A 13,483-nucleotide genomic window follows, 5' to 3' on the forward strand; every position below is an offset into this window, starting at 1 on the left:
TTAACCTGAATCCATTCATAGGCGCAGGGAGTCAGCCCGGTCATCTGATTGAAACAAAAGCTAACACACTGATCTGGCTTTACTTTTACCCTGCATGGTCTTTACTGCAATCAGGCATGGACGACCACAACGACCTCACTTATGGACGCGCTTCAATGACCGAACCAAAAACGCCTTTTTTGAATACTCCCAGCTGTAGCACAGGCGCTTTTTCTCCTTTCGATTGCTGAAAATCCTTTTTCCCCGAGGTCTCAATGAACCAGGCTTTCCTTCCTTTCTCGCGCCCGAGTATTGGCGATGAAGAGATTGCTGCGGTCGAGCAGGTTCTACGTTCTGGCTGGATCACCACCGGACCGAAAAACCAGGAGCTTGAGCAGCAATTTGCCGCGCGGGTCGGCTGCAAGCACGCGGTGGCGCTGTCGTCGGCCACCGGCGGCATGCACATTACCCTGCTGGCGCTGGGCATCGGCCCCGGCGATGAGGTGATCACCCCCTCGCAGACCTGGGTTTCCACGGCCAACATGATCTGCCTGCTGGGGGCGACGCCGGTCTTCGTCGATGTCAATCCGCACACCCTGATGACCGATGCCGCCACCGTCGAAGCGGCGATCACGCCACGGACCAAGGCGATCATCCCGGTGCATTACGCCGGCGCCGCCTTCGACCTCGATCCGCTCTACGCCCTGGCCGACAAACACGGCATCGCGGTGATCGAAGACGCCGCCCACGCCGCCGGCACTACCTATCGTGGCCGCGCCATTGGCGCCCGGGGCACGGCGATCTTTTCCTTCCATGCGATCAAGAACATGACCTGCGCCGAAGGCGCGATGTTCGTCAGCGATGACGAGGCCCTGGCCAACCGGGTGCGCATGCTCAAGTTTCATGGCCTGGGGGTCGACGCCTATGACCGCCTGACCCACGGGCGCAAGCCACAGGCCGAGGTGATCGAGCCCGGCTTCAAATACAACCTGGCGGATATCAATGCCGCCATTGCCCTGGTGCAGTTGCAGCGCCTGGACGCAATCAATCGCCAGCGCGAGCTCCTGGCCAACGCCTACCTGGAGCAACTGCGCGACCTGCCGGTGCAACCGCTGCACCTGCCCTCGTATCCGCAGCAACATGCCTGGCACCTGTTCATCCTGCGCATCGACGCCGAGCGTTGCGGCATCGATCGCGACGGCTTCATGAAAGCCTTGCAGGAGCAGAACATCGGCAGCGGCATCCACTTCGTCGCCACTCACCTGCACAGCTATTACCGCCAGCGCTTCCCGGATGTGCGGCTGCCCAATACCGAGTGGAACTCGGCACGCCTGTGCTCGATTCCGCTGTTCCCCGACATGACCCTCGACGATGTCGAGCGGGTCGTCGGCGCCATCAAAACCTGTCTGGACCGAAACCTTTGAAACCTTATCCAATCCAGTTCGTGTCGATCGTCATTCCGGTCTACAACGAAGAAGAGAGCCTGCCCGAACTGCTGCGGCGCACTGAAGCGGCCTGCCGACAGCTCAAGCACGATTTCGAGATCGTCCTGGTGGACGACGGCAGCCGCGACGAATCGGCACAGATCCTCGAGGAAGCCGCCGGCCGCGAAGGCAGCCCGGTGGTGGCGGTGATCCTCAACCGCAACTACGGCCAGCATGCGGCGATCATGGCCGGTTTCGAGCAGTGCCGCGGCGACGTGGTCATCACCCTGGACGCCGACCTGCAGAACCCGCCGGAAGAAATCCCGCGCCTGGTGGCCCAGGCCGAGCTGGGCTACGACGTGGTCGGCACGGTGCGCAACAACCGCCAGGATTCCGCCTGGCGCCGCTGGCCGTCGAAGCTGATCAACCTGGCCGTGAAACGCTCCACTGGCGTGGCCATGAACGACTACGGCTGCATGCTGCGCGCCTACCGCCGCAGCGTGGTCGACGCGATGCTCGCCTGCCGCGAACGCAGCACCTTCATTCCGATCCTGGCCAACAGCTTCGCCCGCCACACCACCGAAGTGCAGGTCAACCACGCCGAGCGTGAACACGGCGATTCCAAGTACAGCCCGATGCGCCTGATCAACCTGATGTTCGACCTGATCACCTGCATGACCACCACGCCGCTGCGCCTGTTGAGCATCATCGGTTTCAGCATGGCCGGCCTCGGCGTGCTGTTCGCCCTGATGCTGATCTTCCTGCGCCTGGTGTTCGGTGCCGAATGGGCCGGCGACGGTATGTTCGTGCTATTCGCCATCCTGTTCGTGTTCACCGGTGGCCAGTTCATCGGCATGGGCCTGTTGGGCGAATACCTGGGTCGCATGTACAGCGATGTGCGCGCCCGTCCGCGCTTCTTCATTGAAAAAGTTCTGCGCAGCCAGCCTGCCGCCCCTGCTCCCGCTGTCACGGTCGACGGTCTAACTTCCACTCTCTCCGATCAGGTTTCGCCATGAGTCATAAAGCTGTTGTCTTCGCCTACCACGATATCGGCTGCGCCGGCATCGAAGCCCTGCTCAACGCGGGTTATGAAATCGGCGCGGTCTTCACCCATGCCGACGATCCGAAGGAAAACACCTTCTACGGCTCCGTTGCCCAGCTGTGCTCGCTCAAGGGCATCCCGGTGCATGCCCCGGAAGACGCCAACCATCCGCTGTGGGTCGAGCGCATCGCCAAGTTGAAGCCCGACTACATTTTCTCTTTCTACTATCGCAACCTGCTCAGCGAAGCGCTGTTGGCCACCGCCAGCAAGGGCGCGTTCAACCTGCACGGTTCGCTGCTGCCGAGCTACCGCGGGCGCGCGCCGGCCAACTGGGTGCTGGTCAACGGCGAAAGCGAAACCGGCGTGACCCTGCACCGCATGGTCAAGCGCCCGGATGCCGGCGCGATCATTGCCCAGCAACGGGTGGCCATCGAGCGCAGCGATACCGCGCTGAGCCTGCACGGCAAGCTGCGCGATGCCGCCGCCAGCCTGCTGCGCGACATCCTGCCCGCCCTGGCGCAAGGCAAGGTCAGCGAAACCGCCCAGGACGAATCCAGGGCCAGCTACTTCGGTCGCCGCACAGCAGCCGACGGCAAGCTGCTGTGGAGCAAGCCGGCCGAACAGCTGTTCAACCTGGTGCGCGCCGTGACCAAGCCTTACCCGGGCGCATTCTGCGCCGTGGGCGAGCACAAGCTGATCGTCTGGAGCGCCGAGGTGGTCAAGGGCAACGAAGGCCAGGCCCCGGGCCGGGTGATCAGCATCGATCCGCTGCGTATTGCCTGCGGCGAAGACTCGCTGCTGATCAACGCCGGCCAGCGCAACGACAACGGTCTGTACCTGAGCGGCCCGCAACTGGCCAACGAGCTGGGCCTGGTGGATGGCTCGCTGCTGCGCGGCGCCGAATCCGGCCGTGCGCCGCGACGCACCCGGGTACTGATCCTTGGTGTCAACGGTTTCATCGGCAACCATCTGTCCGAGCGCCTGCTGCGTGACGACAAGTACGAGGTCTACGGCCTGGATATCGGCTCCGACGCCATCGAGCGCTTGCGCAGCCATCCGCGCTTCCACTTCGTCGAAGGCGACATCAGCATTCACTCCGAGTGGATCGAGTACCACATCAAGAAGTGCGACGTGGTCCTGCCGCTGGTGGCCATCGCCACCCCGATCGAATACACCCGCAACCCGCTGCGCGTGTTCGAACTGGACTTCGAAGAGAACCTCAAGCTGGTCCGCTACTGCGTCAAATACAACAAGCGCGTGATCTTCCCGTCGACCTCCGAGGTCTACGGCATGTGCCAGGACCAGAACTTCGACGAAGACAGCTCCAACCTGATCGTCGGCCCGATCAACAAGCAGCGCTGGATCTACTCGGTGTCCAAGCAGTTGCTGGACCGGGTGATCTGGGCCTACGGCAGCAAGGGCCTGAACTTCACCCTGTTCCGTCCATTCAACTGGATGGGCCCGCGCCTGGACCGCCTGGACTCGGCGCGCATCGGCAGCTCCCGGGCCATCACCCAACTGATCCTGAACCTGGTGGAAGGCACGCCGATCCGCCTGTTCGATGGCGGCGAGCAGAAACGCTGCTTCACCGATATCGCCGACGGCATCGAGGCCCTGGCGCGCATCGTCGACAACGAAAACGATGCGTGCAACGGCCAGATCATCAACATCGGCAACCCGGACAACGAAGCCAGCATCCGCCAGCTGGGCGAAGAGCTGCTGCGTCAGTTCGAAGCCCACCCGCTGCGTGGCAACTTCCCACCGTTCGCCGGCTTCCGCGACGTCGAGAGCAAGTCCTTCTACGGCGCCGGTTACCAGGACGTGGAACACCGCAAACCGAGCATCGCCAACGCCAAGCGCCTGCTGAACTGGGAGCCGAGCGTCGAGATGAAGCAAACCATCGGCAACACGCTGGACTTCTTCCTGCGCGAAGCCATGCTCGAAATCGCGGAGCACTCTAAAGAAGAAGCATGTTGATGCAGGCAGGTCTGCGAATCGATGTCGACACCTATCGCGGCACCCGTGAGGGGGTGCCGCGGTTGCTGGAACTGCTCGATGAGGCGGGTATCAAGGCGACCTTCTTCTTCAGCGTCGGCCCGGACAACATGGGGCGCCACCTGTGGCGCCTGATCCGTCCGCAATTCTTGTGGAAGATGCTGCGTTCCAACGCCGCCGGCCTTTATGGTTGGGACATCCTGCTGGCGGGTACCGCCTGGCCGGGCAAGCCGATTGGCCGCGACCTCGGGCACCTGATGCGCCGGGCCCGGGACGCCGGCCATGAAGTCGGCCTGCACGCCTGGGATCACCACGGCTGGCAGGCCAATGCCGGGCGCTGGAACCAGGCGCAGTTGATCGAGCAGATCCGCCAGGGCGTCGACACCCTCAATGACATTCTCGGCCAGCGCGTCGACTGCTCGGCAGCCGCCGGCTGGCGCGCCGACGAGTCGGTGATCGAGGCCAAGCAGGGCTTCGGCTTTCGCTACAACAGCGATTGCCGCGGTACCTCGATCTTCCAGCCACGGCTGGCGGACGGCGGCCTGGGCGCCCCGCAGATTCCGGTCGACCTGCCGACCTTCGACGAAGTGGTCGGGCCGACCGTTGCGGCTCATGACTTCAACACATTCATCCTGGACCGGTTCAGCCCTGAAAGGCTCAACGTCTACACCATTCACGCCGAGGTCGAAGGGATTCTGATGGCCAACGATTTTCGTCAGCTACTGGCGCAAGCCCGCCAGCGCGACATTCATTTCAATACCCTGGGCGAGCTGTTGCCCGCGTCCTTGCAGAGCCTGCCCCAGGGGCAGGTCATTCGTGGCGCCCTCGAAGGTCGCGAAGGCTGGCTGGGGGTGCAAGGCGCATGACCAGACGCTGGGCCCTGCCTCTTTTACTGCTTGCCTTTGGCCTGTTCTACCTGCTGCCGATGGCCACCCACGGTTTGTGGATTCCCGATGAAACCCGCTATGCGCAGATCAGCCAGGAAATGCTCCTGACTGGCAACTGGGCATCGCCGCATTTCATGGGCATCCGTTATTTCGAGAAGCCGGCCGCCGGCTACTGGATGATCGCCCTCGGCCAGGCGGTGTTCGGCCAGAACCTGTTCGGCGTGCGGGTGGCTTCGGCCCTGAGCATGGGCCTGAGCGTGCTGCTCACCTACCTGATGGCCAGGCGGCTGTGGAACGACCCGCGCAAGAGCCTGGTCTGCGCCCTGCTGTACATGAGCTTCTGCGTGGTGGTCGGCGCCGGTGGTTATGCCAACCTCGACCCGCAGTTCACCTTCTGGGTCAACCTGAGCCTGGTGGCCCTGTGGTTCGCCCTGGACAACCAGACGCTGCGCGGCCGCCTGCTGGCCTGGGCCGGCCTGGGTTTCGCCTGTGGCATGGGCTTCATGACCAAGGGTTTCCTTGCCTGGCTGCTGCCGGTGCTGATCGCCCTGCCCTACATGGCCTGGCAGAAACGCCTGCGCGAGCTGTTCATCTACGGCGGCGTAGCGGTGCTGGTGGCGATTGTCGTCAGCCTGCCGTGGGCCCTGGCGGTGCATGCCCAGGAAGCGGATTACTGGCGCTTCTTCTTCTGGCATGAACACATCCGTCGTTTTGCCGGTGACGACGCCCAGCACGCCTCGCCATGGTGGTACTACCTGCCGTTGCTGGTGGCCTACAGCATGCCCTGGGTCCTGGTGCTGCCGGGCGCCTTGAAGCAGGCCTGGCAGACCCGGCGCCAGGCGAGCATCGGTTTCCTGCTGCTGTGGCTGATCCTGCCCCTGGCGTTCTTCAGCCTGAGCAAGGGCAAGCTGCCAGCCTATATCCTGCCATGCCTGCTGCCCCTGGCGCTGCTGATGGGCAATAGCCTGAGCGACCGCCTGCAGGCCGGGCAGACCCGGATCATCCGCCTCAACGCTGTGCTCAACCTGGTGCTGGGCCTGTTGCTGCTGTTGGCGCTGGTGTATTTCCAGCTGAAGAAGCCGCTGTACAGCAACGAGCCCGGGCATCTGGTGCTGGTGTTCCTGGCCCTGCTTGGCTGGAACATGAGCAACCTGCTGCCGGCCTTCCGCCCGCTGCAACTGTGGGCCGCGCCAGTGCTCGGCAGCTGGCTGTTCATCGCCCTGCTGCCCGCCGGCCTGCCGAACTCCGTGGTCTACAACAAGACACCGGATCAATTCATCATCGATCACGCCGAGGAACTCGCCCAGAGCCACACCCTGGTGAGCAACGACCTGGGCGCCGCCTCGGCCCTGGCCTGGCGCCTCAAGCGCCCGGATATCGCCTTGTACAACACGACAGGCGAAGTGAAATATGGCCTGGCCTATCCTGACACCCAGCATCGCTATATCGACCTGCGTAAGGTCGGCGAATGGATGCCTGAGGCACGCAAGCAAGGCCAGGTGGGCGTGGTGATGCGCATCAATGGAGATGAACACTACGAGATCGATCTGTTGCCGCAGGATTTCAAACGTTATGACCAGGGCAATCTCGTGATCCTGATCTTCCCCCAGAGCCAACCATGAGCCTGTTGCTGCTGCTCGTCGCCTGCCTGCTGACCTGCCTGGGCCAGATCGCCCAGAAGTTCGCCGTGGAAAGCTGGCGCGGCCAGTCTTCGGGCGTGCTCGCCAAACTGCGCTCGCCCTGGCTGTGGCTGGCCCTGGCCAGCCTCGGCCTGGGCTTGCTGGTATGGCTGCTGGTGCTGCAGCGGGTCGAAGTCGGCATCGCCTACCCGATGCTCAGCCTGAACTTCGTGCTGATCACCCTGATCGCCCGCTTCGTGTTCCATGAAGCCATCGACCGCCGCCACTGGCTAGGCGTGGCGCTGGTGCTCGCTGGCGTGCTGCTGTTGAGTCGCCACGCATGAGCCGGGCTCTGGGCTTCACCTTCGCCATGGGCAGCGTGCTGCTGGTCAGCGCCGCGCAGTTGGGCATGCGCTGGAGCATGACCCGCCTGCCGGCACCGGCGGACTGGCTGGCGGTGCTGCCTGGCGGCCAGGTCGACCTGCTGGCGCTGGGCGTGGTGCTGGCGGCGATCCTCGCCTATGTCCTGTCGATGCTCTGCTGGCTGCTGGCCCTGCGCGACCTGCCGCTGGGCCGGGCCTATTCCCTGCTCAGCATCAGCTACGCCCTGGTCTACCTGCTGGCCGCCGCGCTGCCGCTGTTCAACGAGCCGTTCAGTCTCTCGAAAACCCTGGGGGTGGCCTTGGTCATCCTCGGCGTCATTACCATCAACTCACGACCTGCTCCCGCGACAAGTCCCAGGAATACCCCATGAAAATCAGCGTATTTGGAAGTGGTTACGTCGGCCTCGTGCAGGCCGCCGTGCTGGCCGAAGTCGGCCACGATGTCATTTGCATGGACATTGACGAACACAAGGTCCAGCAGCTGCAACAGGGGCACGTCAGTATCTTCGAGCCCGGACTGTCGAGCCTGGTGCGCGACAACCTGGAAAGCAAACGCTTGAGCTTCACCAGCGACGAAAAACTCGCGGTGCAGCATGGCCAGGTGCTGTTTATCGCGGTCGGCACGCCGTCCAGCGAGGACGGCTCGGCCGACCTGCGTTATGTGCTGTCGGTGGGCGACGCCGTGGCCCGGCACCGCGAGAAGCCGGTGATCCTGGTGGAGAAATCCACGGTGCCGGTGGGCACTGGCGACACCTTGAAAGCGCACATCGAAAAGGCCCTGGACGGGCGCGCCCTGCAGTTCGATATCGTCTCCAACCCGGAATTCCTCAAGGAAGGCTCGGCGGTTTCCGATTGCCGCCGCCCGGACCGGATCATCGTCGGTTGCGAGCGCGAGGAAGTCCGCGACGTGATGCGCGACCTGTACGCACCGTTCAACCGCAACCATGACCGCATCATGTTCATGGACCTGCGCAGCGCCGAGCTGACCAAGTACGCCGCCAACTGCATGCTGGCGACCAAGATCAGCTTCATCAACCAGATCGCCGAGCTGGCCGAACACCTGGGGGCCGACATCGAGTCGGTGCGCCTGGGCATCGGCGCCGACTCGCGCATCGGCTACCACTTCATCTACCCGGGCTGCGGTTATGGCGGCTCGTGTTTCCCCAAGGACATGCGCGCACTGATCCACAGCGCCGAGCAGGCCCATTGCTCCAGTGACCTTTTGCAAGCGGTGGAAGCCATCAACGAGCGGCAGAAACACAAGCTGTTCGAGCGCATCAACGCCTTCTACCAGGGCGACCTGAAAGGCAAGACCTTCGCCCTCTGGGGCCTGGCCTTCAAACCCAACACCGACGACATGCGCGATGCCCCCAGCCGGGTGCTGCTGGAGTCGCTGTGGGCCGCCGGCGCCAATGTGCGCGCCTTCGACCCGGAAGCCATGCAGGAAACCCAGCGCCTGTACCCCGACGAACCGAAGCTGATGCTGATGGGCACCCCGGAATCGGTGCTCAACGACGCCGACGCACTGATCATCTGCACCGAGTGGCAGCAGTTCAAGGCGCCGGACTTCCAACTGCTGCAACAGCGCCTCAAGGCCCCGGTGATCTTCGACGGGCGCAACCTGTACGACGCCGAGCGCCTGGCCCGTGGCGGCTTCACCTACTTCCCGATCGGCCGCGGCGAGTCGCGCCAGCTGCCGATTCCTCACCGGCAATGGGCCGACGCCAGGGCCAAGGCCTGAATGCCCAGGGCCGGCACCGCTCCTTCCAGCACCCTGCATTGGCAAGCCTGGGGGCTGGGGCTGCTGGCCCTGCTGCTGTTCTGTGCCGGCGCCGGACAGGTGACGGTGATCGGCTTCGATTCGCGCTTCGTACTGTTCGCCAAGGAGATGCTGCGCCATGGGCCGGGCTTCTTTCCCACCACCTATGGCCAACTCTACGCTGACTATTCCAGCGCCTCGACCCTGCTGATCGACCTGTTCGCCCTGGCCTGCGGCCGGGTCACCACCCTCGCGGCCTGGCTGCCCACGGCCATCGCCGGGGCGCTGATCGTCAACTTCATGTACCGCCTGCTGGCGCCCTGTTCGAAAACCTGGGCCTTGACCAGCATCGCCCTGTTGTTGCTCAGCAGCACCTTCATCACCGAAACCCGCGCCGTCTCCCTCGACCTGATGCTCGCCGCCATCGCCCTGGCGGTGTTCTACCTGGGCTATGCCCATGATCACTTTGCCGCGCCGCGGCGCCTGTGGCTGATCCTCGCGTTGCTAGTCGCAGGGTTCGCCATTCGCGGGCCGATCGGCCTGGTGATTCCCTGCGGCATGCTGTGCAGCTATTACCTGCTCGAAGGCCAGTGGCGACGCATGCTTATCTTCGGTGGCAGCGCCCTGCTCCTGCTGCTGGCGTGCGTGGCGCTGTTGCTGTGGCTGGCCCGACTGAGCGGCGGCCCGGCCTTTATGCAGGAGGTGATCCGTATGCAGTTCACCGGGCGCATGGACGGCAGCGAAGGCAGCAGCGGCGTGTTGTATTACTTCAGCAGCTCCCTGGGCAACTATGCCCTGGCCTACCCATTGGCGATCCTGACCTGGCTGGCGGTGTGGCTCGGCCCCCGCGAACAGCAGGACCCCGCGCGCAGACTGCTGGTGCTGTGCAGCGCCGCGGCTCTGCTGGTGTTGATCGGCCTGTCGATTCCCCAGGCGAAAAAAGCCCGCTACCTGCTGCCGATGTTGCCCATGCTGGCGATCGTCGCGGCTTATCCCTTCCACAACGTCCAGGGTCGCGGCCTGGCCTGGCTGCGCCAGGGCATCCAGGGCCTGTGGCTGCTGACACCGGGGTTGCTGATAGCGGCCTTGCTGGTGGCGCAACGACGCTTTGCCGAACCCTTGACCGGCTTGAGCCCTCTGCTGGTGCTGCTCGGCGTTTTGCAACTGGCGGCGCTGGGCCTGTTGCGCATGCCGCGCTGGCGTACCGGCGGCCTGGCCCTGGGCGCCGTGCTGGCCGTCTGGAGTGCCTATATCCTTGGGTTCGAACCGTTGGCCCGGCAGCTCTACGACACCCGCACCTTCAGCATGGCCGCCTGGAAGCTGATCGAACAGGACCCGGCCCCGGTGGTGCTGCACCATATGGGCAAGGACGCCAAGGCGATCAAGTTCATGGTCAACCTCGACCAGGACCTGCAGCCGCTGTTCACCGAACGCCCCGAGGCCCTTGCGGCCATCCCGGGCCCGGCCTGGGTGATCATGGATCAAGGCGAGCTGGCGACACTCAAGGCAACGCCCCTGGCGCGATTGGCCCCGGTGCTCAGCGGGCGCTTCGACAAGAATGACTACGTCATGCTGCACCTGCCCGGCACCACCCAACCCTGAAGGTTGCCCCACCGCCCCCTGGCTCCTTACACTCGCGCTCCATGACTCTGCAAATCCGCCTGGCCATAGAGGCCGATGCCATTCTGCTCCCCGCCATCGAACGCAGCGCCGCCGCACTGTTTCGCCGCGACCCCGAACTGGCCTGGCTGGCCGACGCCGAGGTGCCCGATGCTATGCATCACCTGGCCCATATCCGCCAGCAGCGGGTCTGGGTGGCCGTGCTCGACCAGCAGGTGTGTGCCTTCCTCGACGCCGAGACCTTCGCCGATGCACTGCATATCTGGGAAATCTCGGTCGCCAGCAACTCCCAGGGGCGCGGCATTGGCCGCCGCCTGCTGGAGAGGGTGTGCGAACAGGCACGCCAACGGGGTTTCAGCGCCCTGACCCTGAGCACCTTTCGCCAGCTGCCGTGGAATGAACCCTTCTACCAGCGCTTCGGCTTCGTCACCCTGGACGCCGAGCAACTGGGGCCGCGCCTGCAACAGGTGCTGGCCGAGGAGGCCCGCCACGGCCTGCCAGCGACCCGGCGCTGCGCCATGCGCCTGACGTTGCCTGCTGAACCAAGCCCATCGTAGGAGCGAAGCTTGCTCGCGATGGCGGTCTGGCAGGCCATATCGATGTTGAATATGCCGGCTTTATCGCGGGCACGCTTCGTTCCTATAGAGGGGTGTTCGGGGGTGTTTCCAGGCATCTAAGACTGCCACTCCGCGTTATTTAAAATGGCTTGCGGGCGGGACCGCCAATGGCATGTCTTGTACTCACCGGTTACTTCATGCGGATAACCGTGCGGGAATCTAAAGGACAGTAGTCCTGGGCTGAAAATGCCATTACGCAGGATATATCGGCCACCCGTTTCAGGCGCCTCGCCTGATCGACCGCTGCACTTTCCGCAGCGACTTCAGCAACAACCCCCTAATCCCCGGTCCGAGAACTTGGGTAGTGTCAGCCATTACTCTTGAGATCCACTCCCAGCGCCTGGGCGAAGGCTTTCACCAAAGGGCTGCGCACCGTGTTGTGACGCAGGATCAGGCTGAAAGGCGTGCTGTAGTGCACCAGGTCTGGAAGCAGCGCGCGCATTTCGCCGCGCTCTACCAGCGCCGCGGCATAGTGCCGGGGCAGAAACCCGAGGAAACGCCCGGTCTTGATCAGTATGGCCACGGCTTCCACCTGGGAGGCCGCCGCCGAAAAGCTGTCGTACACGGCGAAGTGGCTCTTCTCCTGATGGATCGCATAGCGGTGGTTGATGAACTCATGCTGCTTGAGCGTCTCGGCGTCGATTGCGCTATCGGCCACGCTGAACAACGGATGCCCTTCGGCGCAATAAGCCGCGGACTCTTCGTCATATAACTTGAAATAGTCGAACTCTTCACGCTTTTGATAGACCGGCACTATTCCGGCAACTAAGCGCCCCTCCACCACGCCCCGTTCCACTTCATCCAGTTGCGAAGCGTAAAGTCTGAACCTTACTTTCGGAGATTCAATATTTATACGCTGCAAGGCAGCAACTAACGGTGAATTGACATCGGTGATCGTATTATCAATAACCCCCACTCCAAGATCGCCAATTATTTCATTCTGCGCGCAACTAAGCCGATCACGAAAGTTGTCAACCGAGGCAAATAGATCAATCGATGCCTGATACACCAGGCTGCCTTCCTCGGTCAGGCAAAACCCCTCCCGGCCCCGGGTGCACAGGCGCATGCCGATGCGGATCTCCAGGTCGGAGATCTGTTTGCTGATGGCCGCAAGGCCCACGTTCAGCTCGTTCTGCGCAGCGCTGAAGCCGCCCGCCTCGACCACCGCCTTGAATACCTTGAGCAGTTTGAAGTCCAGTCCGCTGAGTGCCAGCGGTGCTCTGTGGGCGGTTTTAATCGGTGGGTTTCCAGAATTGGAAAGTGGGGTTTCCATAATGCTTATTGACCTCGGGCGGCATATTCAACAGGCTTTGCTGCACAACAAAAACACAGCCGACAAATAATAATGAACACAGAAAACAAGGCTTGGCAACCATCAAAGTATTCCCTGGACCAGCTGCAACTCGCTGATTCAACGCAATTAAAAACTGACACTTCGATCAGTTCTCGCCACTTGCTACTGCCCTCTTGAAACCTGCCTGACCCGAAGACTTTCCGATGCCCTTTCGCGGGTTGTCAGGGTGTCCTTCCGGTCGGCTGTACCGAATTCAATTCGCGTTATCGACGAGGAAAAAAACAATGAACCAGCCTACCGACCGCCTCTGGGGCGCCCGTTTCAAAAGCGGCCCGTCCGAGGCCCTGGCCGCCCTGTCGCGTTGCCCCGAGCGCTACTTCCGCCTGACCCCTTACGACCTCGCCGGCTCCAAGGCCCACGCCCGGGAACTGCAACGCGCCGGCCTGCTGGACGAGCAGGAAACCCGCACCATGCTCGAGGCCCTGGAACGCATTGGCGAAGACTTCCGCGCCGGCCGGGTGAGCCCGACCCTGGACGACGAGGACGTGCACACCTTCATCGAGCGCCTGCTCACCGAACGTCTTGGCGCCCTCGGCGGCAAGCTGCGCGCCGGCCGCTCGCGCAACGACCAGACCGCCAACGACCTGCGCCTGTTCCTGCGCGACCATGTCCGCACCCTGGCGGTGCAGGTGCTGGACCTGCAGCAGGCGCTGGTGGAACAGGCCGAACAGCATGTGGACAGCATCTGCCCGGGCTTCACCCACCTGCAACAGGCCCAGCCGATCGTCTTCGCCCACCACCTGCTGGCCCACGCCCAGTCGATGCTGCGCGACGTGCAGCGGCTGGTGGACTGGGATGCCCGCA

12 protein-coding genes are annotated in these 13,483 nt (G+C 63.3%); 11 read left to right on the top strand and 1 reads right to left on the bottom strand.

The genetic code is table 11. The features are described 5' to 3' along the window. Positions 1–254: 254 nt before the first annotated feature. The 10 genes from arnB to J4D52_RS21845 are packed head-to-tail and all read left to right on the top strand — an operon-like array spanning position 255 to position 11,265. Complete coding sequence (gene arnB / locus J4D52_RS21800; RefSeq protein WP_102677606.1) at positions 255–1,403, top strand: UDP-4-amino-4-deoxy-L-arabinose aminotransferase; 1,149 nt, start codon at positions 255–257, stop codon at positions 1,401–1,403. Continuing rightward, positions 1,400–2,419 carry an undecaprenyl-phosphate 4-deoxy-4-formamido-L-arabinose transferase gene (arnC, locus tag J4D52_RS21805; protein WP_102677605.1) on the top strand — a complete coding sequence of 340 codons (1,020 nt, stop codon included), beginning with the start codon at positions 1,400–1,402 and terminating at the stop codon, positions 2,417–2,419. Before arnB ends, arnC begins: the two co-directional genes overlap by 4 nt. Beyond that, complete coding sequence (gene arnA / locus J4D52_RS21810; protein ID WP_102677604.1) at positions 2,416–4,422, top strand: bifunctional UDP-4-amino-4-deoxy-L-arabinose formyltransferase/UDP-glucuronic acid oxidase ArnA; 2,007 nt, start codon at positions 2,416–2,418, stop codon at positions 4,420–4,422. Before arnC ends, arnA begins: the two co-directional genes overlap by 4 nt. Next, on the top strand, positions 4,422–5,306 hold the full coding sequence (gene arnD, locus J4D52_RS21815; RefSeq protein WP_025808955.1) for a 4-deoxy-4-formamido-L-arabinose-phosphoundecaprenol deformylase: 885 nt from the start codon (positions 4,422–4,424) through the stop codon (positions 5,304–5,306). The genes arnA and arnD overlap by 1 nt, the downstream gene beginning before the upstream one ends. Then, positions 5,303–6,949, top strand: coding sequence for a lipid IV(A) 4-amino-4-deoxy-L-arabinosyltransferase (gene arnT, locus J4D52_RS21820; protein ID WP_102677603.1), 1,647 nt, complete (start codon positions 5,303–5,305; stop codon positions 6,947–6,949). The genes arnD and arnT overlap by 4 nt, the downstream gene beginning before the upstream one ends. Next, a complete protein-coding gene (gene arnE / locus J4D52_RS21825) occupies positions 6,946–7,290 on the top strand; it encodes a 4-amino-4-deoxy-L-arabinose-phosphoundecaprenol flippase subunit ArnE (protein WP_025808957.1) in 345 nt (114 codons plus the stop codon). The genes arnT and arnE overlap by 4 nt, the downstream gene beginning before the upstream one ends. Then, complete coding sequence (gene arnF / locus J4D52_RS21830) at positions 7,287–7,700, top strand: 4-amino-4-deoxy-L-arabinose-phosphoundecaprenol flippase subunit ArnF (RefSeq protein ID WP_102677602.1); 414 nt, start codon at positions 7,287–7,289, stop codon at positions 7,698–7,700. The genes arnE and arnF overlap by 4 nt, the downstream gene beginning before the upstream one ends. Continuing rightward, complete coding sequence (locus tag J4D52_RS21835; protein ID WP_009048971.1) at positions 7,697–9,070, top strand: UDP-glucose/GDP-mannose dehydrogenase family protein; 1,374 nt, start codon at positions 7,697–7,699, stop codon at positions 9,068–9,070. Before arnF ends, J4D52_RS21835 begins: the two co-directional genes overlap by 4 nt. After that, positions 9,071–10,690: a glycosyltransferase family 39 protein gene (locus J4D52_RS21840; protein ID WP_102677601.1), complete on the top strand. Its 1,620-nt coding sequence runs from the start codon at positions 9,071–9,073 to the stop codon at positions 10,688–10,690. It abuts the gene before it with no gap. 41 nt (positions 10,691–10,731) lie between these two features. Next, the gene (locus J4D52_RS21845) at positions 10,732–11,265 is read left to right on the top strand and encodes a GNAT family N-acetyltransferase (RefSeq protein WP_025808960.1); all 534 of its coding nucleotides are present in this window, start codon (positions 10,732–10,734) and stop codon (positions 11,263–11,265) included. A gap of 367 nt (positions 11,266–11,632) precedes the next feature. On the opposite strand, the gene J4D52_RS21850 is transcribed toward J4D52_RS21845, so the two are convergent. Next, positions 11,633–12,598 carry a LysR family transcriptional regulator gene (locus tag J4D52_RS21850; protein WP_025808961.1) on the bottom strand — a complete coding sequence of 322 codons (966 nt, stop codon included), beginning with the start codon at positions 12,596–12,598 and terminating at the stop codon, positions 11,633–11,635. Positions 12,599–12,903: 305 nt separating this feature from the next. Here J4D52_RS21850 and J4D52_RS21855 point away from each other — a divergent pair. Continuing rightward, the coding region (locus J4D52_RS21855) for a lyase family protein (protein WP_258537818.1) at positions 12,904–13,483 on the top strand (580 nt) is incomplete at its 3' end.

Source organism: Pseudomonas sp. GW460-12-10-14-TSB1 (assembly GCF_017349775.1).
Classification (GTDB): domain Bacteria; phylum Pseudomonadota; class Gammaproteobacteria; order Pseudomonadales; family Pseudomonadaceae; genus Aquipseudomonas; species Aquipseudomonas piscium.

Excerpts from the sequence above, each read along its gene's own strand:
- J4D52_RS21845 (WP_025808960.1), top strand. The coding sequence starts at position 10,732 with ATGACTCTGCAAATCCGCCTGGCCATAGAGGCCGATGCCATTCTGCTC.
- arnE (WP_025808957.1), top strand. The coding sequence starts at position 6,946 with ATGAGCCTGTTGCTGCTGCTCGTCGCCTGCCTGCTGACCTGCCTGGGC.
- arnD (WP_025808955.1), top strand. The coding sequence starts at position 4,422 with ATGCAGGCAGGTCTGCGAATCGATGTCGACACCTATCGCGGCACCCGT.
- arnF (WP_102677602.1), top strand. The coding sequence starts at position 7,287 with ATGAGCCGGGCTCTGGGCTTCACCTTCGCCATGGGCAGCGTGCTGCTG.
- J4D52_RS21835 (WP_009048971.1), top strand. The coding sequence starts at position 7,697 with ATGAAAATCAGCGTATTTGGAAGTGGTTACGTCGGCCTCGTGCAGGCC.
- arnB (WP_102677606.1), top strand. The coding sequence starts at position 255 with ATGAACCAGGCTTTCCTTCCTTTCTCGCGCCCGAGTATTGGCGATGAA.
- arnA (WP_102677604.1), top strand. The coding sequence starts at position 2,416 with ATGAGTCATAAAGCTGTTGTCTTCGCCTACCACGATATCGGCTGCGCC.
- J4D52_RS21840 (WP_102677601.1), top strand. The coding sequence starts at position 9,071 with ATGCCCAGGGCCGGCACCGCTCCTTCCAGCACCCTGCATTGGCAAGCC.
- J4D52_RS21850 (WP_025808961.1), bottom strand. The coding sequence starts at position 12,598 with ATGGAAACCCCACTTTCCAATTCTGGAAACCCACCGATTAAAACCGCC.
- arnT (WP_102677603.1), top strand. The coding sequence starts at position 5,303 with ATGACCAGACGCTGGGCCCTGCCTCTTTTACTGCTTGCCTTTGGCCTG.